22 protein-coding genes and 1 tRNA gene are annotated in these 23846 nt (G+C 69.7%); 5 read left to right on the forward strand and 18 right to left on the reverse strand.

Translation table 11 applies throughout. The annotated features are described in order from the left end of the window. Positions 1–36: 36 nt before the first annotated feature. A complete protein-coding gene (locus ACVFYP_RS19295; RefSeq protein ID WP_499201827.1) occupies positions 37–729 on the reverse strand; it encodes a J domain-containing protein in 693 nt (230 codons plus the stop codon). Between the two features lie 3 nt (positions 730–732). Continuing rightward, positions 733–1437, reverse strand: a complete 705-nt coding sequence (locus ACVFYP_RS19300) for a vWA domain-containing protein (RefSeq protein ID WP_499201828.1) — start codon at positions 1435–1437, stop codon at positions 733–735. 12 nt (positions 1438–1449) lie between these two features. Here ACVFYP_RS19300 and ACVFYP_RS19305 point away from each other — a divergent pair, with 12 nt between their 5' ends. Further along, on the forward strand, positions 1450–2022 hold the full coding sequence (locus ACVFYP_RS19305) for a hypothetical protein (protein ID WP_499201829.1): 573 nt from the start codon (positions 1450–1452) through the stop codon (positions 2020–2022). On the opposite strand, the gene ACVFYP_RS19310 is transcribed toward ACVFYP_RS19305, so the two are convergent. After that, a complete protein-coding gene (locus tag ACVFYP_RS19310) occupies positions 1967–4246 on the reverse strand; it encodes an NADP-dependent malic enzyme (protein WP_499201830.1) in 2280 nt (759 codons plus the stop codon). The genes ACVFYP_RS19305 and ACVFYP_RS19310 overlap by 56 nt on opposite strands. 174 nt (positions 4247–4420) lie before the next feature. On the opposite strand from ACVFYP_RS19310, the gene ACVFYP_RS19315 reads away from it, so the two are divergent. Both ACVFYP_RS19315 and ACVFYP_RS19320 read left to right on the forward strand, forming a co-directional pair. Beyond that, positions 4421–4849, forward strand: coding sequence for a hypothetical protein (locus ACVFYP_RS19315; protein ID WP_499201831.1), 429 nt, complete (start codon positions 4421–4423; stop codon positions 4847–4849). Positions 4850–5190: 341 nt separating this feature from the next. Then, entirely contained in the window at positions 5191–5781 is a 591-nt protein-coding gene (locus tag ACVFYP_RS19320) for a GNAT family N-acetyltransferase (RefSeq protein WP_499201832.1), read from the forward strand. Between the two features lie 23 nt (positions 5782–5804). On the opposite strand, the gene ACVFYP_RS19325 is transcribed toward ACVFYP_RS19320, so the two are convergent. Next, a tRNA-Leu gene (locus ACVFYP_RS19325) sits at positions 5805–5890 on the reverse strand. 28 nt (positions 5891–5918) lie between these two features. On the opposite strand from ACVFYP_RS19325, the gene lipB reads away from it, so the two are divergent. After that, positions 5919–6602, forward strand: coding sequence for a lipoyl(octanoyl) transferase LipB (gene lipB, locus ACVFYP_RS19330; protein WP_499201833.1), 684 nt, complete (start codon positions 5919–5921; stop codon positions 6600–6602). A 29-nt stretch (positions 6603–6631) separates the two neighbouring features. On the opposite strand, the gene ACVFYP_RS19335 is transcribed toward lipB, so the two are convergent. From ACVFYP_RS19335 to ACVFYP_RS19385, 11 genes are all read right to left on the reverse strand, one after another. Continuing rightward, positions 6632–7444 (reverse strand): creatininase family protein, encoded by an 813-nt coding sequence (locus ACVFYP_RS19335; protein ID WP_499201834.1) that lies wholly within the window; start codon positions 7442–7444, stop codon positions 6632–6634. Between the two features lie 13 nt (positions 7445–7457). Next, positions 7458–8432, reverse strand: a complete 975-nt coding sequence (locus ACVFYP_RS19340; protein ID WP_499201835.1) for an ABC transporter ATP-binding protein — start codon at positions 8430–8432, stop codon at positions 7458–7460. Continuing rightward, positions 8429–10249, reverse strand: coding sequence for a dipeptide/oligopeptide/nickel ABC transporter permease/ATP-binding protein (locus ACVFYP_RS19345; RefSeq protein WP_499201836.1), 1821 nt, complete (start codon positions 10247–10249; stop codon positions 8429–8431). The genes ACVFYP_RS19340 and ACVFYP_RS19345 overlap by 4 nt, the downstream gene beginning before the upstream one ends. Next, positions 10246–11196: an ABC transporter permease gene (locus tag ACVFYP_RS19350; RefSeq protein WP_499201837.1), complete on the reverse strand. Its 951-nt coding sequence runs from the start codon at positions 11194–11196 to the stop codon at positions 10246–10248. The genes ACVFYP_RS19345 and ACVFYP_RS19350 overlap by 4 nt, the downstream gene beginning before the upstream one ends. Further along, a complete protein-coding gene (locus ACVFYP_RS19355) occupies positions 11196–12728 on the reverse strand; it encodes an ABC transporter substrate-binding protein (RefSeq protein WP_499201838.1) in 1533 nt (510 codons plus the stop codon). The genes ACVFYP_RS19350 and ACVFYP_RS19355 overlap by 1 nt, the downstream gene beginning before the upstream one ends. Before the next feature lie 83 nt (positions 12729–12811). Then, positions 12812–13867, reverse strand: coding sequence for an ABC transporter ATP-binding protein (locus ACVFYP_RS19360; protein ID WP_499201839.1), 1056 nt, complete (start codon positions 13865–13867; stop codon positions 12812–12814). Further along, positions 13864–14664 carry an ABC transporter permease gene (locus ACVFYP_RS19365; protein WP_499201840.1) on the reverse strand — a complete coding sequence of 267 codons (801 nt, stop codon included), beginning with the start codon at positions 14662–14664 and terminating at the stop codon, positions 13864–13866. The genes ACVFYP_RS19360 and ACVFYP_RS19365 overlap by 4 nt, the downstream gene beginning before the upstream one ends. After that, complete coding sequence (locus ACVFYP_RS19370; protein ID WP_499201841.1) at positions 14664–15839, reverse strand: ABC transporter permease; 1176 nt, start codon at positions 15837–15839, stop codon at positions 14664–14666. The genes ACVFYP_RS19365 and ACVFYP_RS19370 overlap by 1 nt, the downstream gene beginning before the upstream one ends. After that, positions 15836–16855, reverse strand: coding sequence for an extracellular solute-binding protein (locus tag ACVFYP_RS19375; RefSeq protein WP_499201842.1), 1020 nt, complete (start codon positions 16853–16855; stop codon positions 15836–15838). The genes ACVFYP_RS19370 and ACVFYP_RS19375 overlap by 4 nt, the downstream gene beginning before the upstream one ends. Positions 16856–16872: 17 nt before the next feature. After that, the gene (locus ACVFYP_RS19380; RefSeq protein WP_499201843.1) at positions 16873–17823 is read right to left on the reverse strand and encodes an aminotransferase class IV; all 951 of its coding nucleotides are present in this window, start codon (positions 17821–17823) and stop codon (positions 16873–16875) included. A gap of 47 nt (positions 17824–17870) precedes the next feature. Continuing rightward, the gene (locus ACVFYP_RS19385; protein ID WP_499201844.1) at positions 17871–18578 is read right to left on the reverse strand and encodes a hypothetical protein; all 708 of its coding nucleotides are present in this window, start codon (positions 18576–18578) and stop codon (positions 17871–17873) included. Between the two features lie 109 nt (positions 18579–18687). Between ACVFYP_RS19385 and ACVFYP_RS19390 the strand changes: the two genes are divergently transcribed. Then, positions 18688–19665, forward strand: a complete 978-nt coding sequence (locus ACVFYP_RS19390) for a Bug family tripartite tricarboxylate transporter substrate binding protein (RefSeq protein ID WP_499201845.1) — start codon at positions 18688–18690, stop codon at positions 19663–19665. Positions 19666–19722: 57 nt separating this feature from the next. Here the strand turns inward: ACVFYP_RS19390 and ACVFYP_RS19395 are convergent, their stop codons facing one another. From ACVFYP_RS19395 to ACVFYP_RS19405, 3 genes are all read right to left on the reverse strand, one after another. Continuing rightward, the gene (locus ACVFYP_RS19395) at positions 19723–21489 is read right to left on the reverse strand and encodes a DEAD/DEAH box helicase (protein WP_499201846.1); all 1767 of its coding nucleotides are present in this window, start codon (positions 21487–21489) and stop codon (positions 19723–19725) included. A 92-nt stretch (positions 21490–21581) separates the two neighbouring features. Beyond that, a complete protein-coding gene (locus ACVFYP_RS19400; protein WP_499201847.1) occupies positions 21582–22418 on the reverse strand; it encodes an HpcH/HpaI aldolase/citrate lyase family protein in 837 nt (278 codons plus the stop codon). 5 nt (positions 22419–22423) lie between these two features. Then, a complete protein-coding gene (locus ACVFYP_RS19405; RefSeq protein ID WP_499201848.1) occupies positions 22424–23674 on the reverse strand; it encodes a CaiB/BaiF CoA transferase family protein in 1251 nt (416 codons plus the stop codon). Positions 23675–23846: the final 172 nt, after the last annotated feature.

A 23846-nucleotide genomic window follows, 5' to 3' on the forward strand; every position in this document is an offset into this window, starting at 1 on the left:
TGCCGATTGCGTCCACCGCAACGGTCCGCGGTGGGGTCAGTGAAGCAGGGTGTCCCGCGCCGCGTTCAGGCGGGAGGCCAGCCAGTCCGACCCACCCTGGTCCGGATGGGCGGCCCGCATCAGGCGGCGATGGGCGGCGCGGATGGCCTGTTCGGTCGCGCCCTCGGCCAGGCCCAACACCTCCAGCGCCTCCGCCCGCGTCATCGGGCCGCCGGAAGCCGGCGCGTGGGCGGCGTGCAGGCGCCACTCGGGATGGCCCCGGTCCAGCCAGGCCTCCAGCAGCGGCACGCCTTCCGGGTCCAGCGCCGCCAGCTCGGCCAGCAGCGCCAGCAGCGCCGGCAGGTCGAGATCAGCGAGATCGGCCCCGGCCATGCGGCCCGCCTTGACCCGACCCGTCATGCGGCCGGTGTCATGGTCCAGAGTCATGGCCAGATGGGCCGTTTCCACATCGGAGGCCTGGCCGGCGCTGGCCGCGCCGCCACGCGCGAAGGTGCCGGCGCTGCGGCGGCCCTGCCACCAGCGCCAGACGAGCGGCCCGAACAGCGCCAAGGCCCATAAGGCCTGGCCACCCCGCCCGCTGATCAGCAGGGCCGCCAGCAGCGCCAGGCCCAGCCCGCCGGCGAACAGCGCCAGCGCCGCTTTCACTTGTCCCGGCTTCGCCTCCACGAACAGTTTTGTGAGCGCCAGCAGGCCGACCAGCAGCAGCAGGCCGAGGGCAAGCCAGACCATGCGTCAGGCGCCCCGCGGGCTGGGCAACTGGCCGGCAATACCCCGCGCCGCCGCGCCGCCGAGCCGCTGCAAGGCCGGCCTGCCGCCCGCGGCGAAGACCGCCACGGCCCGCAGCAGGTCACGCAGCGCCGTGGCGCTGGCCGCGTCGAAGGGCGCCCAGGCGCCGCCGGACAATTGCGCGATCTGCCGCAGGGCGTTTCGCGCCACCGGGTCCACGCCTTCCTGGAAGCAGAACAACGGCAGGCCACGCAGGCCGAGCTGGCCGGCGACATGGCAGGCGGCGTCCACATCTTCCTCGAAGGCATCGCCGATGAAGATCAGCGCATTGACCCGTTGGCGCTGGGTTTCCGCCAGCGCGTGCTTCAGCAGCCGCTCGATCTGGGTCTGGCCGCCGAGGCAGGAAACCGCCGTCATCCGCTGCGCCAGGTCGCGGGCATGGGTCAGGAAGGGGGTCGCGGCGAATTCCCGATAGCCGCGGTAATAGGCGAGGCTGACGGCCAGCCCGCCCATCTCCCGCACCGCGCCGAACATCTCGGCCTGAAGGTGGCAGGCGCGGTCCCAGCTCGGCTGGCGGCTGGCGGTGGCATCCATGGCGAAGATCAGCCGGCCCACCGTTCCGCGCGCCGTCGCCACGGCAGGCATCGCCTCGACCTTGCGGAGAAAGGCGGCGACGGCCAGGGAGCCGGGTTTATCGGGCAGACTGGTCATACAGGGGATGTGGTGCCGCGCGCCGCTGACCGCCAGGGCTTACTGCACCGCCAAGCCCGTGATATCGTTTCGATTATGGCAAGATGGGTGGAGCTGGCGGATGCGGAGGCGCATCCGCTTTACGGGTTTCGAGGCTGGCTGCGCCTGCCATCCCTTCTCGCCGCGGTCATCCTGCTGTCCGCGCCCATCATGTTCGTCAGGGATTGGTTTATCCCAATCTGGCTGGGCCGGACGACGGGCCATGATGCGTCCTTGCAGGATCTGTATGTCCTGGCCGTGGGGCTTGTCACCGCCATCCTCTGGTTTCGGCGCTGGCGCGGCTTCCGGATTTTTTACGGGCTCTCGGCGGCGGCCGACCTCGTCCTGTCGCTGGCGCGACTGCCCCCTTCCGGCGACCCGATGCGGACGGAGGAGATCGCCTTTCTGATTACAGGCATGGCATTCGAGCTGGCTTTCCTGCTGGCGATTCACCGCAGCCAGCGCTTCCGGATCACCTTCGAGCACCGGCTGCGGGCAGATGAGGCGAGCCTCACCCCACCGCCAGCATCCCATTCGCCTGCGCCGCCGCCAGCGCCGTCATATTGACGATGCCGCGCGCCGTGACACTCGGCACCAGCACATGGATTGGCTTGGCCATGCCGAGCAGCATCGGGCCGACCTGAAGCCCCTCGCCCGCCGCCTTCAGCAGGTTGAAGCTGATATTCGCGGCATCCAGCGTCGGCATCACCAGAAGATTGGCCGCATCGGTCAGCGGGCTGTCGGCGACGGCGCGGTCGCGGATCGCCTGCACCAGCGCGGCGTCGGCATGCATCTCGCCATCCACCTCGAAATCCGGTCCCGACTCCCGCAAAAGGCGCAGCGCGTCGCGCATCTTGCGGGCGGAAGGCGCGCCGGAAGCGCCGAAGCTGGAATGTGACAGCAAGGCGGCCTTGGGCGTCAGGCCGAAGGCGCGGATCTGCTCGGCGGCCAGCAGAGTCATATCGACGATCTGCGCGGCGGTCGGGTCCACCGTCAGATGCGTATCGACGAAGAACAGATGCCCGTTCGGCACGATCAGGGCGGAGAGCGCATAGACCCGTCCCACCCCCTCCCGCTTGCCGATCACGTCATAGGCGTGGTGCCAGTGGCGGAACCAGTCGCCGGTGCCGCCGCAGAGGCAGGCATCCGCCAGCCCCGCTTCCAGCAGCAAGGCGGCGGCGACGGTGGGGCGGTTGCCGACGCGACGCCCGGCGGCATCGGGCGGAATGCCCTTGCGACCCACCTTCACCTTGTACAGCTCGACCAGCGGGCCGAAGACCTCCGTATCCTGCGCCGGGTCCAGCACGCGCACGGATTCGGAAAAATCCATCCGCAGGCCCATGGCGGCCGATTTCGCGGCGATCACATCGCGGCGCCCAATCAGGATCGGCTCCGCCAGCCCGTCATCCAGCACGGTCTGCACGGCGCGCAGCACCCGCTCATCCTCGCCATCGGCATAGACGACGCGCGAGGTGCGCTTGCGCGCCGCCTCGAAGACCGGGCGCATCAGATTGCCGGAGCGGAAGACGAAGCGCTCCAGCTCCTGCCGATACTTCGGCATGTCGGTGATCGGGCGGCGGGCGACGCCGGACTCCATCGCGGCCTTCGCCACGGCCGGGGCGATTTCCAGGATCAGCCGCGGGTCGAAGGGCTTTGGGATGATGTATTCGGGACCGAAGGTCGGCGCGCTGCCGCCATAGGCTGCGGCGACCACCTCACTCGCCTCCATCCGCGCCAAAGCGGCGATGGCATCCGCCGCGGCGACCTTCATCGCCTCATTGATCGTGGTGGCGCCGACATCCAGCGCGCCACGGAAGATGAAGGGGAAGCAGAGGACGTTGTTGACCTGGTTCGGATAGTCGGTTCGGCCGGTGGCGACGATGGCATCCGGCCGCACCGCGCGCACGGCCTCCGGCAGGATTTCCGGCTCCGGATTGGCGAGCGCGAAGACCAGAGGCTTCGGCGCCAGCAGCGGCAGCCATTCCGCCTTCAGGATGCGCGGCGCGGACAGGCCGAGGAAGACATCGGCGCCCGCCAGCACCTCCTCCAGCTTCCGGGCATTGGTGTCCTGGGCATAGGCGGCCTTGAAGGGGTCGGTATTGGGCCGGCCCTGCCAGACGACGCCGTCGATGTCGCAGATGGTGACGTTTTCCCGCCGCAGCCCCATGGCCACCAGCAGGTCGAGGCAGGCGATCGCCGCCGCGCCACCGCCGGTGTTCACCACGCGCACATCCTCCAGCCGCTTGCCTTGCAGCAGCAGGCCGTTGCGGACGGCGGCGGCGACGATGATGGCGGTGCCGTGCTGGTCGTCGTGGAAGACCGGGATGTCCATCCGTTCCCGCAGCGTCCGCTCGATGGCGAAGCATTCGGGGGCCTTGATGTCTTCCAGGTTGATCGCGCCGAAGCTGGGGCCGAGCGCGGCCACGCATTCGATGAACTTGTCCGGGTCGCGCTGGTCGATCTCAAGGTCGATGGAATCGATGCCGGCGAACTTCTTGAAGAGGACCGCCTTGCCCTCCATCACCGGCTTGGAGGCCAGCGCGCCGATCGCGCCCAGGCCCAGCACGGCGGTGCCATTGGTGATCACCGCCACCATGTTGCCGCGCGCCGTATAGTCCCAGGCCGCGTCGGGGTTCTTGGCGATTTCCTCGCAGGCCGCGGCGACTCCGGGGGAATAGGCCAGGCCGAGGTCGCGCTGCGTCGCCATGCGCTTGGTCGGCTCCACGCTGAGCTTTCCCGGGCGCGGCAGCCGGTGATAGTCCAGGGCTGCCTTGCGAAAATCCTCGTCCATTGCCACCTCCGAGGCTTGCTATAGGCGATATCCGCCCGCGCCGCGACCCGTCGCGCCAGGAGCTTCGCAGTCCGAAAGCCCTCGTTGTGTGCCTGGCGCCCCGCAAGACCGTTGATGCGGAAGCAGGCCCCCGCATGCCATGCTCGGGCCGGCGGAAGGAGAGGCGGTCAGGCCATGACGATCAACGGCTTCGCGCTGCTCGCGATCATCCTGCTGATCTTTCCCATGCTGTACTTCCTGCTGGCCTCGCCGACCTTCCTGCTCCGCCCGCTGAGTGACCCGGTCGTCACCCGGCTGCTGCGCGGTCTGGTGAACGTCCATTTCTGCGCCGTGACCGTGACCTGCGGCATCGCCATCCTCGCCTTCCTCCTGGCCGGCCGCCCGGGGGTCGCCATCGGCATCGGGGTCCTCGCAGCCCTTGCCATAGGGGCGCGGCGCTGGTTCCTGGCGCGGATGGATGCGGAGCTGCGGTTTCGGGACTCCGGCGACGCCACGGCGGTGCCCCGCCTGCGGCGCCTTCACTGGGCGGGCATGCTCTACAATGCCGTCCAGTTCACCCTGGTGGTGGGCAGCGTGTCCTGGATCTTCCCGCCAGGCGCCTGAGCCCGGCCAGCCCGCCAGCCGGTGAGGAAGAAATATTTTTCCCGGGCGACCTTCTGGGCCGATTTCCGGCCCGCCGCGGCCCCGTCATCGGATTTCCCGGGGGCTTTGACCTTCATCGGGAAATATCCCGATTGTCACATGAGCAACGCCGGGTGTCGGATTTGCCTTCGGCGGTTGGAAACACGATCTATCAGCGGCCACCGGAGCAGTCGGGCGGGTCCATCCCCCCAGCCGCGATGGCGAGCCAACAATCGTAGCAGGATCACATGTTTCCCCCGCGGGCCCGGCAGGCCCTTCATTACCGATCGATTGCCAGAAACCAGCTGGACGTCGTCCATCGCATGGATCTGGATTTGGAGCAGGTCGAGGATTACCTCGGGCCGCTCTCCGATATTCTGGACAATGTCCGTCGCGGCGCCGCGCATTCGCTGATCGCCATCGAGGCCGAGGGCCGGATGATCGGCTTCTACGTCGTCCATCCCGACCGGCGCGATTCCAGCTGTTGGTGGCTGGGTTGGTTCATCCTGGCGCGCTCGCATCAGGGCCGCGGCCTGGGTCGCACGATCCTGGCGCGGATCATGGCGGGCATGGCCGCCGTGCCCGGCTGCCGCCGCATCCGGCTGATTGTCGTGCCGGAGAATGGCGGCGCGCTGGCGCTCTATCGCAAGATGGGCTTCAGCCTGGTCGGCACGCTGCCGGCCACGGGCGACCTGGTGATGGAATGCGCGCTGCGCCCGGGCAGCCCTGCCCTGGCGCAGGCCGTCCGCGCCCTCGCCTGCGCCATCGCGAGCCGTCGCGGCCGCCGGCGCATGCGTCTGCGGCCCAGGACCGGGCCGCATGCGGCGCGCGTCATCGGCATCGAGCGTGGCCCGCCGGCTCGCGGCCAGGCCGGTGCCGCCTTCGAGCGCCCGCCGCCACGGCTGGCCGCCTGAAACTGTCTTCGGGAAAAAGGGGATGGTGCGGTCGAGAAGATTCGAACTTCCACGGGGTTGCCCCCACCAGCACCTCAAGCTGGCGCGTCTACCATTCCGCCACGACCGCATATCGGGTAGGAGCGCGCCTATAGCCGATGACAACGCACCCGACAACGCCCCCCTTTGGGCCCCTTCCCGCCTCTCCTGAATGGTCCATTGCCCCGGGCCGGCTGCCCTATGCGCCGACGCTGGAGGCCATGGCCGAACGCGTGGCCGCCATCCGCGCCGGCACGGCGGCCGAGGCCGTCTGGCTGGTGGAGCATGAGCCCACCTACACCGCCGGCACCTCCGCCAGGCCCGAGGATCTGCTGGACAGCCGCTTCCCGGCGGTGGCCGCCGGGCGTGGTGGCCAGTGGACCTATCACGGGCCGGGGCAGCGTACCGGCTATGTGATGCTGGACCTGACGCGCGACCACGGCACCGTCCGCGCCCGCGATGTGCGGGACTATGTGCGGGGCCTGGAGGAATGGCTGATCCGGGCGCTGGACCGCTTCAACGTCAAGGGCGAGCGCCGGGATGGCCGAATCGGCATCTGGGTCGAGGACAAGGCGCGCGGGACGGAGGACAAGATCGGCGCCATCGGCGTGCGCGTCACCCGCTGGGTATCCTGGCACGGCGTGTCGCTGAATGTGGACCCGGACCTCAGCCATTTCGCCGGCATCGTCCCCTGCGGCATCGCCGAGCACGGCGTGACCAGCCTGCACCGGCTGGGCGTGCTGGCGACGATGGAGGAGGCCGATGCGGCGCTGATGTCGGCCTGGACCGAGGTCTTCGGGTAGGCGGGGGGCCTTCGCCCCCCCTTGCCCGCTTACTGCTTGGCGTAGTGGTGGCAGAAGCCCGCGCCGATTTCCGTCAGCCGGTCCGCGATCAGCTTGCCCGATTCCGCGCTGCACAGCCGCGGGTCACCCGTGCCGAGGCCGTTCGGGCTGACCGCGTCATATTCGATCGGCACCGTCACTTCCGCACCCTGGAAACTCAGCGAGCCCCAGCCCTGGAAGGGCAGGCCCAGCGCCTCCGGCTTGCCGCTGCGCGGTTCCGGGATGAGGTCGGTGCGGATGCGCTCCGGAAACAGATGCATGCCGAGGCTGGTCAGCGGATCGGCGCCGTGGCTGGAAACCGCCTTGGCCTTCTCGGCGCCTAGCAGCTTCGGCATCTCCGCATAGGCGATGCGCCAGAGATACAGCGCGGGGATCACCAGGCCGGTCTTGTGCATCACGGCACGGGTCGCCTCGTTGATGACGTTGACGTTGCCGCCATGGCCATTGATGACGATCAGCTTGGTCAGCTTGTGGCGCAGCAATTCGCCGAAGAGCTCGTCCAGCACGGCGCGGAAGGTGGCGGCGGACAGCGCGATGCCACCCGGCATGGGGCCGAAGAAATCACCCTTGCCGAAGGGCAGCACGGGCGCGACCACCGTGCGCGTCCCTTCCGCCGTAGCGCGCAGCGCGATCAGCTCCGCCATCTTCTCTGCCAGGAAATAATCGCCCATCGGCGCATGCGGTCCCTGATCCTCATGGCTGCCCATGGGCAGCAGGATCACCGGGTTCTGCGGATAGAGCGTGCGGGCCTCGTCGCCCGTGATCTCGCCCATGCGGACTTTCGTTGGCGATATGTCGGTCATGCTGGCGGGCTCCTCAGTTGATCTCATCGGCGCGAATGCAGGCCACACGGTGCGCCCGCGCGCCAAAGTTGCGAAGGGGGGGCACGGCCTCTGCGCAGGCCGGCAAAGCGAGGCTACAGCGGGTGCGAAAGACGCAGCCGGAGGGTGGGTTGGTCGGGCTGGGCGGCTCCCCCGGCAGGATCACCCGCGATAGCCGCTTCGCCGGATCGAGCCGCGGCGTCGCCGAAAGCAGCGCCCGCGTATAGGGGTGCGAGGGCCGCGCAAAAACCTCCGCGACCGGCCCTTCCTCCATGACGCGGCCGAGATACATGACGATGACGCGGTCGCAGAGATGCCGCACCACCGGCAGGTCATGGCTGATGAACAGCATGGCGAGGCCAAGGTCCCGCCGGAGATCCGCCAACAGCCGCACCACCTGCGCCTGGATGGAGACGTCCAGCGCCGAGACCGGCTCATCCGCCACCAGGAAATCCGGATTGGTGGCCAGCGCCCGGGCGATACCCAGCCGCTGCCGCTGACCGCCGGAGAATTCATGCGGATAGGCGCCGAGCCGCTGCGGATCGAGCCCCACCCGCACGAACATCTCTGTCAATCGCGCGCGCCGTTCGGCCGCGGAAAGTCTGGTGTGGATCGAAAGGCCGTCCTCCACCTGCGCGCCAATGGTGCGCCGCGCGTCGAGGCTGCCAAAGGGGTCCTGGAAGACAATGCCCATCCGTGCGCGCAACGCCCGCCAGGGCGCACTGCCTGGCTTCGGCAGCGGCTGGCCATCGAAGCGCACGGTGCCGCCCGTAGCGGCCAGCAGACCCAGAAGTACGCGGCCGAGGGTGGACTTGCCGCTGCCGCTTTCACCGACGACGCCCAGCGCCTCCCCCCGCGCCACGGTCGCATCCACGCCCGCGACGGCGCGCACGGGCCTGCCACGAGCCAGGATGCCGCGTGGCGCAAAACTCATCTCCACGGCCTCGGCGACGACCAGGGGTTCGGTCATGCCGTCAGCTCCCGCCAGCGGATGCAGCGCACGGCGTGGCCTTCCAGCTCCTCCAGCGGTGGCGGGGTGGCGCAGGCCTGTGTCGCAAAACCGCAGCGGGGCGCGAAGCGGCAGCCGGGTGGCCAGGCATCGGGGCGCGGCACGACGCCGGGAATGCCCTCCGGCTCGATATCGCCATCCGGCACGGCGGCCAGCAAGGCGCGGGTATAGGGGTGCAGCGGCCTCGCAAAGACCTGGGCGACGGGGCCGCGCTCCACCACCTGCGCGGCGTACATCACCACCACATCTTCGGCGACCTCCGCCACCACGCCGAGCGAATGGGTGATGAGCACGACGCCCATGCCCTCCGCCCGCCGCAGCTCCGCCAGCAATTCCAGAATGGCGGCCTGCACCGTCACGTCCAGCGCCGTGGTGGGCTCATCCGCGATCAGCAGGCGGGGACGGTTGGCGATGGCCATGGCGATCATCACGCGCTGGCGCATGCCGCCCGAGAGCTCGTGCGGATAGGCGCGGGCGCGGCGTTCGGGATCGGCGATGCCGACGCGCTTCAGCAGCTCCACCGCCTCCAAGGCCGCCTTGCCGGTGGGCAGGTCGCGATGGGCGCGGATCGCCTCCGCCACCTGGTCGCCGATGCGGTGCACCGGGTTCAGGCTGCTCATCGGGTCCTGGAAGACCATCGCCATGGCACCGCCGCGCAGCTTTCGGCGGGCGGGTTCCGGCATGCGCAGCAGGTCAGCGCCATCGAAGCGCGCCACGCCATCGGCCACGCGGGCGGCCGGCGGCAGCAGACCCATGATGGCGGTGGCCGCCATGGATTTGCCGGAGCCGCTTTCACCGACAATGGCCAAGGTGCGTCCGGCATCGAGGCGGAAGGACATGTCCTCCACCGGGCGGATGATGCCGCCCGGCGTGACGATTTCCACCGTCAGCCCCTGCACATCCAGCAGCGGCGCTGGCAAGGCCGGCGCGGGGAACAGGCCGGGCAGCAGCCGATCCACCAGCCGCAGCTTCTTTGCCCCGCCGCCACCGCGCTTGTCGGCCACGTCGCGCACCGCGTCGCAGAGCAGGTTCATCGCCAGGATGGTCACCGTCAGCGCAAGACAGGGCCACAGCAGCAGCATCGGCGCCTGTTCCATGGTGGCGCGCGCACCGCGGATCATCAGCCCCCAGCTCGGCGTCGGCGGAACCACGCCGAGGCCGAGGAAAGACAACCCGCTTTCCAGCACCACGGCGGAAGCCACTGCGAGCGAGAGCTGCACCAGCACCGGCCCCGAGATGTTCGGCAGCACCGTGCGCAGCAGGATGCGCGGCGTGCGGGCGCCAAGTGCGCGCACAGCCTCGACATAATCCTGCGACCGCGCGGAAAGCACCTCCGCAAAGCTCACCCGGATGAAGCCGGGCAGATACAGCACGGACAGCACCAGAATCAGCGTGGCGGTGCCCGGCCCCAGCAGCGTCACCACCAGCAGCGCCAGCAGCACCGGCGGAAAGCACAGCACCACATCGGCGCCGCGGATCGCCAGGAACTCCACCACGCCGCGGAACCAGCCGCCCAGCAGGCCCAGCGCCGTGCCGATCACCGCCGCGATGGTGGCGGAGGCGAAGGCCACGGCGAGGGAGGATCGCGCGCCCCAGATCAGCCGCGAAAACACATCACGCCCGAACTCATCCCGCCCCATCGGGCTGCCCGGCACATAGGCCGCCAGGCGGTTCGCCACATCCTGCCGGATCGGGTCCATCAGCGGCAGAACCGGCGCGGCGATGGCGATCAGCACGATCAGCGTGACGACAGCGCCCGGAATCCAGAGCTTCCTCATGAGCGGGTGATCCGCGGATCGAGCGCCGCATAGATCAGGTCCATCGCCAGGTTGATCAGCAGGAACAGGCCGGAGACGGTGATGACGATGCCGACGACCATCGGATAATCCCGCGCCTCCACCGCGCGCAGCAGCGGCGTGGACAGGCCGGGCCAGTTGAAGACGTATTCCACCAGCACCGTGCCGCCGAGCAGCGAGCCCATCTGAAGGCCGAGCACCGTCGTCACCGGGATCAGCGCATTGCGCACCACATGCCGGCGCAGCACCCGCTGCGGCGTCAGCCCCTTGGCGCGCGCCGTGCGCACATGGTCGCGCGACAGTGCATCAAGCACGGAAGCGCGCGTCATGCGGAAGATGGTGGCGGCCAATCCCTTGGCGACCGCGATGGCGGGCAGCGACAGCAGCACCAGATGCCGCACCGGATCATCCGCGAAAGGCGTGTAGCCACCCGCCGGCATCCAGCGCAGCCATTGCGCCAGCACCAGGATCAGCAGAGTGCCGAGCACGAAGACCGGCACCGCCTGCAACACCGCCGCCAGCGCCGAGGCCGCGCGGTCGAAGCTGCCGCCCTGGCGCACGGCGGCGAAGGTGCCCGCCGGCAGGGCGATGGCCACCGCCAGCAGCGTTCCGGCCACGATCAGTTCCAGCGTGCGCGGCAGGCGCAGCGCGATCTCCTCCGCCACCGGATAGTCATCCACCAAGGATGTGCCGAGATCGCCCTGGCTGAGCCCGATCAGGAAGGTACCATACTGCTCCAGAATCGGCCGATTCAGCCCCAGCCGCTCCCGCAACTCCGCAATCGCAAAAGCATCCGGCATGGCGCCGCCGGTGGAGAGCAGCATCTCCGCCGGATCGCCCGGCACCATGTGCAGCGCGAGGAAGACGATGGTCGCTACCACCCACATGAGCAGCAGCGAAATCCCGATGCGCCGGGCCAGCCATGCCATCAGCCGAAGGCCGCGAACTCCAGCATCGCGCCTGAGGAGGTGGTCAGCGCCCCCGGCAGGTTGGCGAAGCCGGTGATGCGGCTGTCGAAGCCGTAGCCCTGCTCGCGCCAGGCGAGACCCACCACGGGCACTTCCTCCAGCGCCGCGCGCTGCATGTCCTTGTAGATCTCGATGCGCTTCGCCGTGTCGAACTCCGCGCGCCCCTTGCCGAGCAGCTCCACCGTGCGCGGCGTGGACAGGCGGAAGGACCGGCCATGCGCGTCAGATAGCGAGGTGTCGAGCACCACGGTCAGCCCATCCGGATCGTTGAAATCGGCGGAGACGCCATGGACGGCGATATCATACTGCCCGCGAATGCCGGCGGAGACGCGGGTGGACCAGTCGGTCAACCGCAGCTCCGCCTGGATGCCGATGGCCGCCAGGTATTGCTGCGTGATCTCCGCGCTGTCCTTGTGCATGCCGAACTGCGACGTCGCCAGCAGCGTGGTAGAGAAGCCATTCGGGAAGCCGGCCTGCGTCAGCAGCGCCTTGGCGCGTTCCGGATTATAGGCGTGGCCCTTGGCGAGTTCCGCGTCGTACCAGGGCGTTCCCTCGACGATCGGCATGCCCTCGATCGGCTTGCCGCGGCCAGAGAAGGCCACACGCACGATATCCTCGCGCTTCACCGCATGGGCCACGGCGCGACGGACCAGCGGGTTGTTGAAGGGCGGGCGCGTGCCGTTGAACAGGATGTCCATGAAGGGGCCCATCTGGGCATCCAGCTTCAGCCGCGCATCATTCTCCACCGCCGCCATGCCGGCCCAGGGCACATACTCGATCATATCCACATCGCCCGACTGCAGCGCGGCGAGGCGCAGGTTCTCATCGGCATAGATGGTCATGCGGATGGTGTTGGTGCGCGGCAGGCCGGGCACCCAGTAGTTGTTCGCCTTCTCCAGCTGGATCCAGGACCCGCGTTCCTGCGAGGCGACGCGATAGGGGCCGCAGCCGATGGCGGCATTCATGTCGCGGGTGGCGCGGGAGATGATCGGCATGTTGTAATTGGCGAACCACAGCGGCACCGTCGCCGTCGGTTCCTTCATCACCAGCCGCACCGTCTGCGCATCCGGCGTCTCGACCCGCGCGATCTGCTGCATCTGGGCGCGATAATAGGCGGTGGAGCGTTCACCGGCGATCTGCTCGATGCACCACTTCACATCCTCGGCGGTGACCTTCTCGCCATTGTGGAACACGGCTTCAGGCCGCAGCTTGAAGATCCAGGCGCCCTCGGCATCCAGCGCGAATTCCCGCGCAAGCTCGCCCTGCAAATCCCCCTTCGCGTCGAAGCGCGTCAGACGCCGGTGGATCAGCATCTTCACCGTGCCGGCGGAGGCGCCGGTGGAGGGCCAGGGTTGCAGGTTCGGCGGCCAGGCCGACAGACCCATGCGGATGACGCCGGGTCGCTGCTGCGCACGGGCTGGGTTGGCGACCAGCGGCGCGGCGCCGAGGCTCGCGGCGGCACCCAGCAGATGACGACGGGTCAGGTTGAGCATGGTCTTCCCTCCAAAGGGCGTGCCACAGCAAATTTCACCCCGATGCCACGCGGGACAGCGCCTCCTGTCAAGCGCAAACCGTGTCAGTCGGTGGGAAAGACCGTGACGGCGTCGGCGGGGATACCGATGGTGATCCGCGTGCCAGGCGCGGGCACCGCCATCGCATCCTGGCGGGGCAGTTTGGCGATGAAATCCGCACGGCCTGCATGCGCCAGGCGCAGACGGCAATGGTCGCCGAGATAGACCACCTCCTCCACCACGGCGTTGCCTGGACCCTGTATGCTGATAGCGACACGCTCCGGCCGAATCGAAACCAGCGCACCGGCGCCGGGCGGCAGGGCATGCGGCAAGGTGTCGAGGATCGTGCCGTCCGCCAGCCGCAGTCGCGTCGCATCCACCACCTGAGCCGTCAGGCGGTTGCTCTCTCCGATGAAGCCGGCGACGAAGGGATTGGCGGGGCGCTCATACACCGCCTCGGGCGTGTCGATCTGCTGGATGCGGCCTTCGTGGAAGATGGCGATGCGATCCGACAGCGTCAGCGCCTCCGCCTGGTCATGCGTGACATAGACCATGGTGACGCCGAGGCGCGCATGGATGTGGCGGATCTCGGCCTGCAACTCCTCGCGCAACTGCTTGTCGAGCGCGCCGAGCGGTTCGTCCAGCAGCACCAGCTTCGGTTCGAAGATCAAGGCACGGGCCAACGCCACGCGCTGCTGCTGGCCACCGGAAAGCTGAGCGGGCTTGCGGTCGCCAAAGGCCGGCAGACGTACCATGTCCAGCGCGCGGGCGATGCGGGTGGCGATCTCGGCCTTGGGCATGCGGCGGATGGAGAGCGGGAAGGCCAGGTTCTGCGCGACCGTCATATGCGGGAACAGCGCGTAGTTCTGGAACACCACGCCGATGCCGCGCTGATGCGGCGGCACCGTGTCGATGCGCGTGCCGTCCAGCGCGATGCGGCCAGAAGATGGGTCCTCGAACCCCGCCAGCATCATCAACGTGGTGGTCTTGCCGGAGCCGGAGGGGCCGAGCAGCGTCAGGAACTCGCCGCGACGCACATCAAGATTCAGCGCGGCGACAACCGGCACGCGGCCGTCATAGCTTTTCGTCACGTCACGGAAGTTGACGAGAATATCGCTCATGCCCGCACCTTCCGCGCGGCGCGCAATCGCAAGACCTCGCTGACCAGAAGGAACAGCAGGGAACAGAGGAACAGCAGCGTGGCGGCGGCGAGGATGGTCGGCGTCAGCGATTCACGCACCGATGCATACATCTGGCGCGGCAGGGTGAACTGGCCGGGGCCGGCCATGAACAGGGTGATGACGAATTCATCCAGCGAGGTGGCGAAGGCGAAGACCGCGCCGGCGGCGATGCCCGGCCAGATATTCGGCACCATCACCCGCAGCAGAGCCAGCATCGGCGGCGCACCCAACGACGCGGCGGCGCGCAGCAAGGTGGCGTCAAACGTCTGCAAGGTGGCCAGCACCGCCACCACCACAAAGGGCACCGCCACCACCGTATGCGCCAGCACCAACCCCAGCAGCGATCCCGTCAGCCCGATGATGGCATAGGCGAAGAACATCGCGGCGGCGGTCACGATATAGGGCGTGACCATCGGCAGCGTCAGCAGCGTGACCAGCACCGCCTTACCGCGAAAGCGCCCGAGCTGAAGGCCAATGGCCGCCATGGTGCCCAGCAGCGTCGCCAGCAGCGTGGTCGCGATGGCGACGACAAAGCTGTTGCGCGTGGCCAGCACCCAGCGCCCGGCCGTGAGAAAATCCTCGTACCAGCGCAGTGAAAAGCCGCGCGGCGGCAGCACCATCAGCTCGGTCGGCGAGAAGGACAGCACCACCACCGCCACCATCGGCGCCAGAAGAAACAGCAGCACCAGCGCCGTGGCGCCGCGCAGCAGGATGCGGGCGAGCGGGTGTTCGCGCATCAGCCCCGCGCCCCCACCAGCCCACCGGTCACGATGCGCGCCAGGGCGACGATGGCGCCCGTCATCGCCAGCAGATAGGCGGAGAGTGCGGCCGCCATGCCCCAGTTCACGTCGCGATTGAGGAAATTGGCAATGAACCAGGCCACCATCTGATCCCGATCCCCGCCCACCAGCGCCGGGGCCGTGTACATGCCGACCGCCAGCAGGAAGACCATGGCGCCGCCCGCCAGCACGCCGGGCAGGCTCAGCGGCAGCCAGACGCGCAGAAAGCGCTGCATCCCGTTGGCGCCCAGCGAGGCCGCGGCGCGCAGATAGGTGGCGTCCAGCCGTGTCATCACGCTGTGCATCGGCAGGATGGCGAAGGGCAGCAGCACATGCACCAGCGCCAGCACCACGGCGATGCGCGTGCCGATGATCTGCGCCGGCGCGTCCAGCAGCCCCATCCCCAGCAGCGCCGCATTCACCGGCCCCTCCCGTTGCAGCAGCACGAACCAGGCGGTGGTGCGCACCAGCACGGAGGACCAGAAGGGAATCAGCACCAGCGTCAGCGCGATGGAGGACCAGGGCGCGCGCAGCCGGGCAATGGTATAGGCCACCGGATAGGCCAGCAGCACACAGAGCGCCGTGACCAGCAGGCTGATGCCGAAGGTCCGCAGGAACAGCGTGCGGTACAGTCGTTCATCCGCCGGCACCTGCACCACGCCGCCATCCGGCATCTGCGTAAAATCCATCGCCCGCAGCAGGTACAGCGAGGTCAGGGGACCGCCGGCACTGCGCAGCAGCAGCCAGGTCTCCGCCTGCCCCCAACGCGCATCCAGCGCCACCAGGGAGGCCGCATAGGGCGCGCGCAGCCGGTCCGCCGCGCGGGCGGTGCGCAGCAGGGTGCTGCGCATACCGGTCTCGGCGAAGTTCATGCGCTGCGCCACATCGCCGATGCGCCGCGCCTCCAGCGCCGCGCCCAGCTCCCGCGCCACCGCGGCGAAGGCGGCCTCCGGTGGCAGCCCCTGCCCGTCCCAGCTCGCCAGAATTGCGCTGGTCTCCGGCAGCGCCTGCGCCACCTCCCGGTCCTGCACCGCCCGACACAGCGTCAGGCCGACGGGCACAAGAAAGCTGCCAAGGATCAACAGCAGCAGCGGCGCGATCAGCAGCGCCGCCAGCCAGTTGGTACGCCTCAACGATTCAGCCAGGCGGCGAAGCGCTGTTCCAGGTCCGGGCCATGCTCCAGCCAGAACTCGGTGTCGATCTCCAGCCCGCCGGCCTGGTGGTTGGTCATCATCAGCGGGTTCCGCGCGCGCACATCAGGGTCATCCGCCACCGCCTGGTTCACCGGGTTGATCGGCCAGAGCCGCGTCAGCGCCAGCAGCGGCTCGGCATTGGTGATGTGCTCGATCAGCCGCATGCCCGCCGCCGCATTGGCCGAGCCGCGCACCACCGCCCAGCTGTCATAGGCGTAGAGCAGGGTCGGCCAGCGCAGGGCGTAGCGCTGCCCGGCGCGGATGCCATTGGCGACACGGCCGACGAAGGCGACGGCATAGGCGACCTCCCCGCTGTTCACCAGCTCGATCGGCTGTTGCCCGCCGGTCCAGAAGGTCAGGTTCGGGCGCAGCCGGTCGAGCGCCGCGAAGGCGCGCTGCTGGCCGGCGGGCGTCGCCAGCACCTTGTAGACCTCGGCCGCCGGCACGCCGTCCCCCATCAGCGCGATCTCCAGCGTCATCCGCGCGCCACGGCGCAGGCTGCGGCGGCCGGGGAAGCGCTGGGTGTCCCAGAACTCGACAAAGTTGGCGGGGCCGGTCGGGTGCCGGGCCTCGTCGTAGAAGACCGAAACGCCCCAGCCGATGGCGCCCGCGCCGCAGGTGGTGGCGCCGCCCGGCATGAACTTGTCGCGGTTCACCACGGACCAGTCGATGCGCTCGAAGATGCCGTCCTCGCAGCCGCGCACCAGGTCCGGCGCTTCCACCATCACCACATCCCAGGTGACGTTGCGCGCCTGCACCATCGCCCGGATCGGGCCGACATTGTAGTCATAGGCCGTGTCCACCACCGGCCCGTTGGCGAAGGTGGAGAACAGCGTGGCGCGCATATGGTCCTGCAACGCGCCGCCACCGGCGACGATGGTCAGGTCCCGCGCCACCGCGGGCAGCGCGGCCAGACCCAGGGCAAGGGCCACAAGGGAAGCGAGCAGGCGCCGCATCGGCAGTCTCCTGGGTGTCAGGGTGGCGGAATGGCATCCACCGGCGTGATGAGCCAGCCGGCATTCTTCCGGGCGTAGTAGGTGTTGAGCAAGCGCGTCGTGATCGGCCCCGGCACACCGGCCCCGATCGGTGCGCCATCCAGCCGCGTCAGCGGGAACAGGCCGCAGGAGGTGGCGGTCAGGAAGGCCTCCTGCGCCGCCGCCAGGGCCTCCGGCATCAGGCGGCCGTAGCGGGCGGGAATGCCGAGATCGGCCGCGATCTCGAACATGCTGCGGCAGGAAATGCCTTCCAGCACCCCGGCCTCCGGCGCCAGCAGCCCGCCATCGATCACGGCCACCACATTGAAGCCCGGCGCCTCCGCCACGGCGCCATCCGTGGCGCAGAGGATCGGCACATCGCAGCCGGCATCCTTGGCCAGGAAGGCGGCGCGGATGAAGTCGCCCCAATGGGTGTTCTTCCACAGCGGGTTCACCGCCGCCGCCGGAATGCGCGCCACGTCGCGCACCAGCATGGCGTTCTGGCCACGCTGCATCTCCTCCGGCTGGCCACGCAGGACCAGTGGCGTGACGGTGGCGAAGAAGCGGTTGGTGGACAGGGTCGGGTCGCGCGATCCCGGCACCGCCATGCCGCGGGTGCAGGCGAAATAGACCAGCGCATCCGGCAGGCCGCTGCGGCGCACCAGATCGGCCAGCACGCGTCGCATCGCGTCCCGGTCCATCCCCGCATCCAGCCGTAGCCCAGTGAGGGAGGCGAAGAAGCGGTCGAGGTGATCCTCCAGCCGAAAGAAGCCGCCCTGCCAGACATGCACGACATCATAGGTCATGTCGGCATACATCAGGCCGAGGTCACGAACCGGGATCTTCGCTTCAGCCAGCGGCACCACCGCGCCGTCGATGAAGCCCAGCGCACGGCTGAAATCCGCATTCGCCACGGTCAGATGCGTGGGAACCTGCAACGCCTCGACCATCGGGGACTCCTCAGCCGCGGCAGGATAGGAAGGCGGCGCGGCGGCCGTCAAACGGGTGGCGGCACGAAGGCCCCCTGCCCCGCCACCTCCGCCCAGGCGCGAAAGGCCGGAGAAGGCGTGACGCGCCCGGATTGCAGCAGTTCCAGCCACACCGCCGTCGCCTTGACGAAGCGGTTCACGCCGCGCGGCCAGATGGCAAGGCTCATCGCCTCCGCCATGCGCGCCTCATCGAGGCCCAGCGCATAAGCCGAGTCCAGCACCACGCGCAGGCCCCACAACTCCTCCTCCGCCGTATGCACGCCGATCAAGGCAAGCCGCGCCAAGCCGGGCGACAGTGGCGTGCCGGCGATCAGCGCATCAAGGCCCTGCTGATATTCGCGCGCCGCCGGCAGTGCGGGAAATTGCGCCTGCCAATGCGCGCCGAGGCAGGCGTAACGCCGTGCGCCGGCGGCGAAGCTCACAAGCCGGAACACCGCGGCGGCCAGGGCATCGCTGCCGCCGGCCTGCTTGAATTTGTGGACATGATGCGTGCCCACCGGCTCCTCGCAGGCGGCGAGGATCGCCAGCCACGTTACCTCCTTCTCCAATGGCTCCAGATGGCGCTGTTCCAGCGTCAACGCGCGATACATCGCCTCATAGGTTGCGTGCAGTTCCGGCAGAGCGGCGGCCATGGCGCCGTGATGGGGCAGCACGAAGCCGCGCGCGGCGCGGATGGCTTCGAGGGCGGCGCGGACGTCATCGGGATGGCGGGTCATGCGGCGATCCTCGGCAGCCCGCGCCATCGGGTCAACCGGCCTGGGGTGGCGCAATCGGTGCGGTTCGGGTCAGTATTGTCCTGTCAAACAGGAAAACAGGATCCTCCCCATGCTTCCTCGCCGCCATGCATTGTCCCTGCTCGCCGCGCCCTTCCTGCTGCCGCGTGGCGCCCGGGCCCAGGCCGCCTGGGCGCCGACGCGCCCGATCAGCCTGGTGGTGCCCTTCCCGCCCGGCGGCCCGACGGACCTCGCCGCGCGCGTCATCCAGCAGGGCATGTCCTCGGCGCTCGGCCAGCCGGTGGTGGTGGAAAACCGTCCGGGCGCCACCGGGGCCATCGGGTCCCGCTACGTCGCGCAGCAGCCGGCGGATGGCCACACGCTGCTGGTCGCGGCCAGCGGCACGCTGACCATCAACCCCGTGGTGATGCGCAGCCCGGGCTATGATGTGGAGAAGGACTTCACGCCGGTCACGCTGGTGATGACGGCGCCGAACATGCTGGTGGTGAATCCCGCCATCCCCGCGACCAACGTGGCGGAGCTGGTGGCCTGGATGAAGACGATCCGGGGCGGGCCGGCCTATGCCTCCTCCGGCGTCGGCTCCTCCGAACAGCTTGGCATGGAGCTGTTCAAGCTGCTGACCAATACCGAAGCCCTGGCCGTGCCCTTCGCCGGCGGCCCGGCGGCGGCCACCGCCGTCATCCAGAACACCGCCCCCTTCGCGGTGCTGAACGCCGCGACGGTTGGCGTGCATGTGCGGGAAGGCCGGCTGCGCGGCATCGCCATCTGCGGCCCGACCCGCTTCCCGATGCTGCCCGATGTGCCGACCATGGCCGAGCAGGGCCTGCCGGACCATGTCTCCGGCTCCTGGACCGCCATCGTCGCCCCGGCGGCGACCCCGGCGCCGGTGCTGGAACGGCTGAACGAGGTGATCGTCGCCGCGCTGAAGACGCCGGATGTGACGGAGCGCCTGGCCCGGGTCGGCTTCGCCGTCGACGCCACATCGCGCGAGGCCCTGGGCAAGCTGATTGCCGAGGACCTGGCCCGCTGGCGCCGGGTGGTGCGCGAAGCGCGGATCGAGGTGAACTGAAGGGGGGTCGCGAAGCCCCCACCCAACCCTCCCCCCCCAAGCGGGGGAGGGCTTAAGTCACGGCTGCGGGCGGCGCTTCGGGCCAGCATAAGGCGCGCGGGGCTTGTCGCCGCGCGGCGGCCCGGCATTGGCCCCACGCGGAGCCCCGCGATACTCGCGCGGCGGGCCTGCCGGCCGCTCCGGCCGCGGCGGCGCCGGGCGGTCGCGCTGCGGCTCGCGCGGCGGGGCGCGGCTGGGGGCCGGGGCATGGGCCATCGGCTCGATGCGGATGCGGTCATCGTCATCGCCCGACACCCGCTGGGCGGAGGCGGCGAAGCGCGCGGCGGCCCAGGGGGCGATCTCCACGCGGGTTTCGCGGTCCATCACCTCGATCCGGCCCACCTCCTTCCGCGTCAGGTCGCCCTTGCGGCAGATGAAGGGCAGGATCCAGCGCGGATCGGCCTGGTCGTGCCGGCCGATGGACAGGCGGAACCAGACGCCCTCCCCACCCTGTTCGCGCGGGGCGCGGGGGGCGGGCGGCGGCAGGGCCGAAAGCTCCTCCGGCGCCGGCAGGGAAGATCGCAGCGCCTGGAACAGCGCGGCCGCCACCTGTTCCGGCGTCTTATCCGTCAGCAAAGCGCGGGCGAGTTCGATGTCATCCTCATCCGCCACCGCATCCACGGCGATGCGCGCCTGGGCAGCCAGGCGTTCCCGGTCCTTGGCGCGGACATCCTCGGCGGTGGGCGGGCCGGACCATTCGGCCTGGATGCGGGCGTTGGACAGCAGGCGCTCCGCCAGCCGCCGGCGGGTGTGGGACACCATCAGCACCGCGACGCCCTTGCGCCCGGCCCGGCCGGTGCGGCCGGAACGGTGCTGCAGCGTTTCCTTGTCGCGCGGCAATTCGGCATGGATCACCAGGCCCAGATCCGGCAGGTCGATGCCGCGCGCGGCGACATCGGTCGCCACGCAGACCCGGGCGCGACGGTCGCGCAGGGCCTGGAGCGCGCGGTTGCGCTCCGCCTGGGTCAGTTCGCCGGACAGGGCCACGGCGGAAAAGCCGCGCTCCGACAGCGTGCCATGCAGCCGGTTCACCTGTTCCCGCGTGTTGCAGAAGACCAGCGCCGCGCCGGCCTCATACCAACGGAGCGCATTGACCACGGCGGCCTCGACCTCCCGCGGCCCGACCAGCATGGCGCGATAGGCGATGTCGCCATGGCGCTCACCCTCCACCGTCGCCGCGATCCGCAGCGCGCCGCGCTGGTAGGAAGCGGCGAGCGCCACGATCTCCCGCGGCACGGTCGCCGAGAACAACAGCGTGCGGCGGGACTCCGGCGCGCCTTCGAGAATGGCTTCCAGGTCGTCCCGGAACCCCATGTCCAGCATCTCATCCGCCTCATCGAGCACGGCGGCGCGGAGCTGGGACAGGTCCATATTGGCGCGGTCGAGATGGTCCCGGAGGCGCCCCGGGGTGCCGACCACGATCTCGGCGCCCATCGATAGTGCCCGGCGATCGGCCCGCACATCGGTGCCGCCGACGCAGGCAATCACCCGCACCGCGGTGCCGGAATAGAGCCAGGCCAGCTCGTCCCGCACCTGCATCGCCAATTCACGGGTCGGGGCGATGACCAGGGCCAACGGCACCTGGCTGCGGCCGCCGGACAGCACCTGCTCGGCGATGGCGAGGCCGAAGGCCACCGTCTTGCCGGAGCCGGTCTGGGCGGAGACCAGCAGGTCCCGACCGGCGGTTGCGGGATCCAGCACGGCGGCCTGGACGGGGGTGGGTTCGGCGTAGCCGCGCTCGGCCAGGGCCTGGGCGAGACGTTCGGGGAGATCGGGAAAGGGCATTGTGGGCGCTGTCTAGCGCAGACTGCCCGCCACCGCACCAACTCCCGCCGCGAAGGGCAGCATGGCTGCCCCGCGCGCCAGGGTGCCGGCGGCTACCGGGCCTGGGACAGGATGCGCCGGGCGCGGATCAGAACCGGCTCGTCCACCATCATCCCGTCCACGGTGAAGGAGCCCCGCCCGGCCTTCGCCGCTTCCTCCGCCGCCGCCACATGGCGCTGGGCCAGCGCGACCTCCGCCTCGCTGGGGGAGAATCCGGCATTCAGGATCGGCACCAGCGCCGGATGGATGCAGGTGGCGCCCACCAGGCCGGTGCGGCGGGACCGCGCCACCAAGTCCCGAATCCGCTCCGCATCCCGGAAATCCGCCACCGTCCCGAGCGTGCCCAACGGCGCCACCCCGGCCGCGATGGCGGCGATCACCATGCGGCGCTTGGCCAGCACGATCAGCTCGTCATCCGGCTGGGCGCCACATTCGGCGGCCAGATCCTCGGCCCCCACCAGCAGGCCGGTCACCAGCGGATGGGCCGCGGCGACCGCCTCGATCTTCAGCAGGGCGGCGGCGGTCTCCACCACCGGCACGATGACCATGCGGCGCGGCGCCTCCGCCAGCAGCTCCGCGGCCAGCACGACATGCTCCGGCCCCAGCACCTTGGTCAGCAGGATGCCATCGGCCCCGGCCGCGATCGCCGCCTCGATATCCGGCAGCGCCAGCCGCAGCGGGCGGTTGACCCGCACCAGCACGTCACTGCCGCCCGCCCGCACCGCCGGCACCGCCTCGGCCAGCGCCGCCCGGGCCTCCGTCTTGCGGTCGGTGGGAACGCTGTCCTCCAGATCCAGGATCACCGCATCCGCCCCGGCCCCCGGCGCCTTGGCGACGAAACGCGGCACATTGGCCGGGACATAGAGCATGGAACGCCAGGCGCGGGTCATTCTCGTCATTCTCCGTGCAGCACGATGCCCGCCGCACGCAGGCGGGCCAGTTCCTCGGCACCCAACAGGGGTGCCAGCAGCGCGTCATTGTCCGCGCCCAGCTTCGGCGCGGGGTTGCGCAGGATGCCGGGGGTCACCGACAGGCGCGGCACCTGCCCATGCATGGGCAGCCACCCATCCGGCATCTCGTCATCCGGCACCTCGATCAGCGCCTCCCGCTCGGCGATATAGGCATCTCTATCCAGTTCCGAGACATCCATGATCGGGCCGATGGTCACCCCATCCCGGTCGAACTTCAGCAACGCCTCGGCCCGGTCCATGCCGGCAATGGCATCGCGGATCACGCCGTCGATGACCTCGATATGCGCCAGGCGATCGGGATTGGTCCGGAAGCGCGGATCTTCGACCAGCTCCGGCCGGCCGATGCTGTGCATCAGCCGCACGAAGACCGCCTGGGTGCTGGTGGACAGGCTCAGCCAGCCGCCATCCTTCGTGCGGTAGGCATTGCGCGGCGCGGTATTGGTGCTGCGGCTGCCGGTGCGCGGCTTCACTTTGCCGCTGACCCGCCAATTGGCCATTTGCGGCTCCAGCACCGCGAAAATCGGCTCGAACAGCGACAGGTCCACCACCTGCCCCTGTCCCGTCGCCTTCGCGTGCCACAGCGCGATCATGGCGGCAGAGGCGCCGTACAGACCCGCATAGGCATCCGCCATGAACATCGGCGGCAGCACCGGCTCCCGGTCCGCGAAGCCGTTCAAGGCTGCGAAGCCCGCATAGCCCTCAACCAATGTGCCAAAGCCCGGCTTGTGCCGGAACGGCCCGGTCTGGCCCCAGCCGGAAACCCGCACGATCACCAAGGCCGGGTTGATCGCCAGCAGCTCCTCCGGCCCCAGCCCCATCTCCTCCAGCACCCCTGGCCGGAAGCTTTCGACGAACATCGCCGCATCCGCGACCAGGCGCTTCACCACGGCCACCGCCTCGGCCTTGCGCAAATCCAGGCAGATGCTGCGCTTGTTGCGGCACCAGGTCTTCCAGGCGGTTTCGATGCCCGAAACCTTCCAGGCGCGCAGGCTGTCGCCCGCCGGCGGCTCCACCTTCACCACCTCCGCCCCATGATCGGCAAGCACCTTGGTGAGCATGTTGCCCGCGACGAGTCGCGACAGGTCCACCACCCGAACCCCGTCCAGCGCACCCTTCGCCGCCGCGTCGAAGGCCCGCCGCCGCTTCGGCTGGCGCGGCGCCCCGCCCGTTCGCATGGAGCCTGTCTCCACCACCCCGTCTCCCCTCTGCCCCCAACGCCTAGGCGCGGCTCATCGAGGGGTCAATCCGCGCACCCTGGACCAGCGGGGCGCAGAGCGCGTATCTGATGCCACTGCGCATCAAACGGCCGCCGCCGCAGGCCGCTCCGAATACCGCAAGGGACCTCCC

This window comes from Roseomonas sp. F4 (assembly GCF_053891155.1).

Excerpts from the sequence above, each read along its gene's own strand:
- ACVFYP_RS19295 (WP_499201827.1), bottom strand. The coding sequence starts at position 729 with ATGGTCTGGCTTGCCCTCGGCCTGCTGCTGCTGGTCGGCCTGCTGGCG.
- ACVFYP_RS19300 (WP_499201828.1), bottom strand. The coding sequence starts at position 1,437 with ATGACCAGTCTGCCCGATAAACCCGGCTCCCTGGCCGTCGCCGCCTTT.
- ACVFYP_RS19310 (WP_499201830.1), bottom strand. The coding sequence starts at position 4,246 with ATGGACGAGGATTTTCGCAAGGCAGCCCTGGACTATCACCGGCTGCCG.
- ACVFYP_RS19315 (WP_499201831.1), top strand. The coding sequence starts at position 4,421 with ATGACGATCAACGGCTTCGCGCTGCTCGCGATCATCCTGCTGATCTTT.
- ACVFYP_RS19320 (WP_499201832.1), top strand. The coding sequence starts at position 5,191 with ATGGATCTGGATTTGGAGCAGGTCGAGGATTACCTCGGGCCGCTCTCC.
- lipB (WP_499201833.1), top strand. The coding sequence starts at position 5,919 with ATGACAACGCACCCGACAACGCCCCCCTTTGGGCCCCTTCCCGCCTCT.
- ACVFYP_RS19335 (WP_499201834.1), bottom strand. The coding sequence starts at position 7,444 with ATGACCGACATATCGCCAACGAAAGTCCGCATGGGCGAGATCACGGGC.
- ACVFYP_RS19340 (WP_499201835.1), bottom strand. The coding sequence starts at position 8,432 with ATGACCGAACCCCTGGTCGTCGCCGAGGCCGTGGAGATGAGTTTTGCG.
- ACVFYP_RS19345 (WP_499201836.1), bottom strand. The coding sequence starts at position 10,249 with ATGAGGAAGCTCTGGATTCCGGGCGCTGTCGTCACGCTGATCGTGCTG.
- ACVFYP_RS19350 (WP_499201837.1), bottom strand. The coding sequence starts at position 11,196 with ATGGCATGGCTGGCCCGGCGCATCGGGATTTCGCTGCTGCTCATGTGG.
- ACVFYP_RS19355 (WP_499201838.1), bottom strand. The coding sequence starts at position 12,728 with ATGCTCAACCTGACCCGTCGTCATCTGCTGGGTGCCGCCGCGAGCCTC.
- ACVFYP_RS19360 (WP_499201839.1), bottom strand. The coding sequence starts at position 13,867 with ATGAGCGATATTCTCGTCAACTTCCGTGACGTGACGAAAAGCTATGAC.
- ACVFYP_RS19365 (WP_499201840.1), bottom strand. The coding sequence starts at position 14,664 with ATGCGCGAACACCCGCTCGCCCGCATCCTGCTGCGCGGCGCCACGGCG.
- ACVFYP_RS19375 (WP_499201842.1), bottom strand. The coding sequence starts at position 16,855 with ATGCGGCGCCTGCTCGCTTCCCTTGTGGCCCTTGCCCTGGGTCTGGCC.
- ACVFYP_RS19380 (WP_499201843.1), bottom strand. The coding sequence starts at position 17,823 with ATGGTCGAGGCGTTGCAGGTTCCCACGCATCTGACCGTGGCGAATGCG.
- ACVFYP_RS19385 (WP_499201844.1), bottom strand. The coding sequence starts at position 18,578 with ATGACCCGCCATCCCGATGACGTCCGCGCCGCCCTCGAAGCCATCCGC.
- ACVFYP_RS19390 (WP_499201845.1), top strand. The coding sequence starts at position 18,688 with ATGCTTCCTCGCCGCCATGCATTGTCCCTGCTCGCCGCGCCCTTCCTG.
- ACVFYP_RS19395 (WP_499201846.1), bottom strand. The coding sequence starts at position 21,489 with ATGCCCTTTCCCGATCTCCCCGAACGTCTCGCCCAGGCCCTGGCCGAG.
- ACVFYP_RS19400 (WP_499201847.1), bottom strand. The coding sequence starts at position 22,418 with ATGACCCGCGCCTGGCGTTCCATGCTCTATGTCCCGGCCAATGTGCCG.
- ACVFYP_RS19405 (WP_499201848.1), bottom strand. The coding sequence starts at position 23,674 with ATGCGAACGGGCGGGGCGCCGCGCCAGCCGAAGCGGCGGCGGGCCTTC.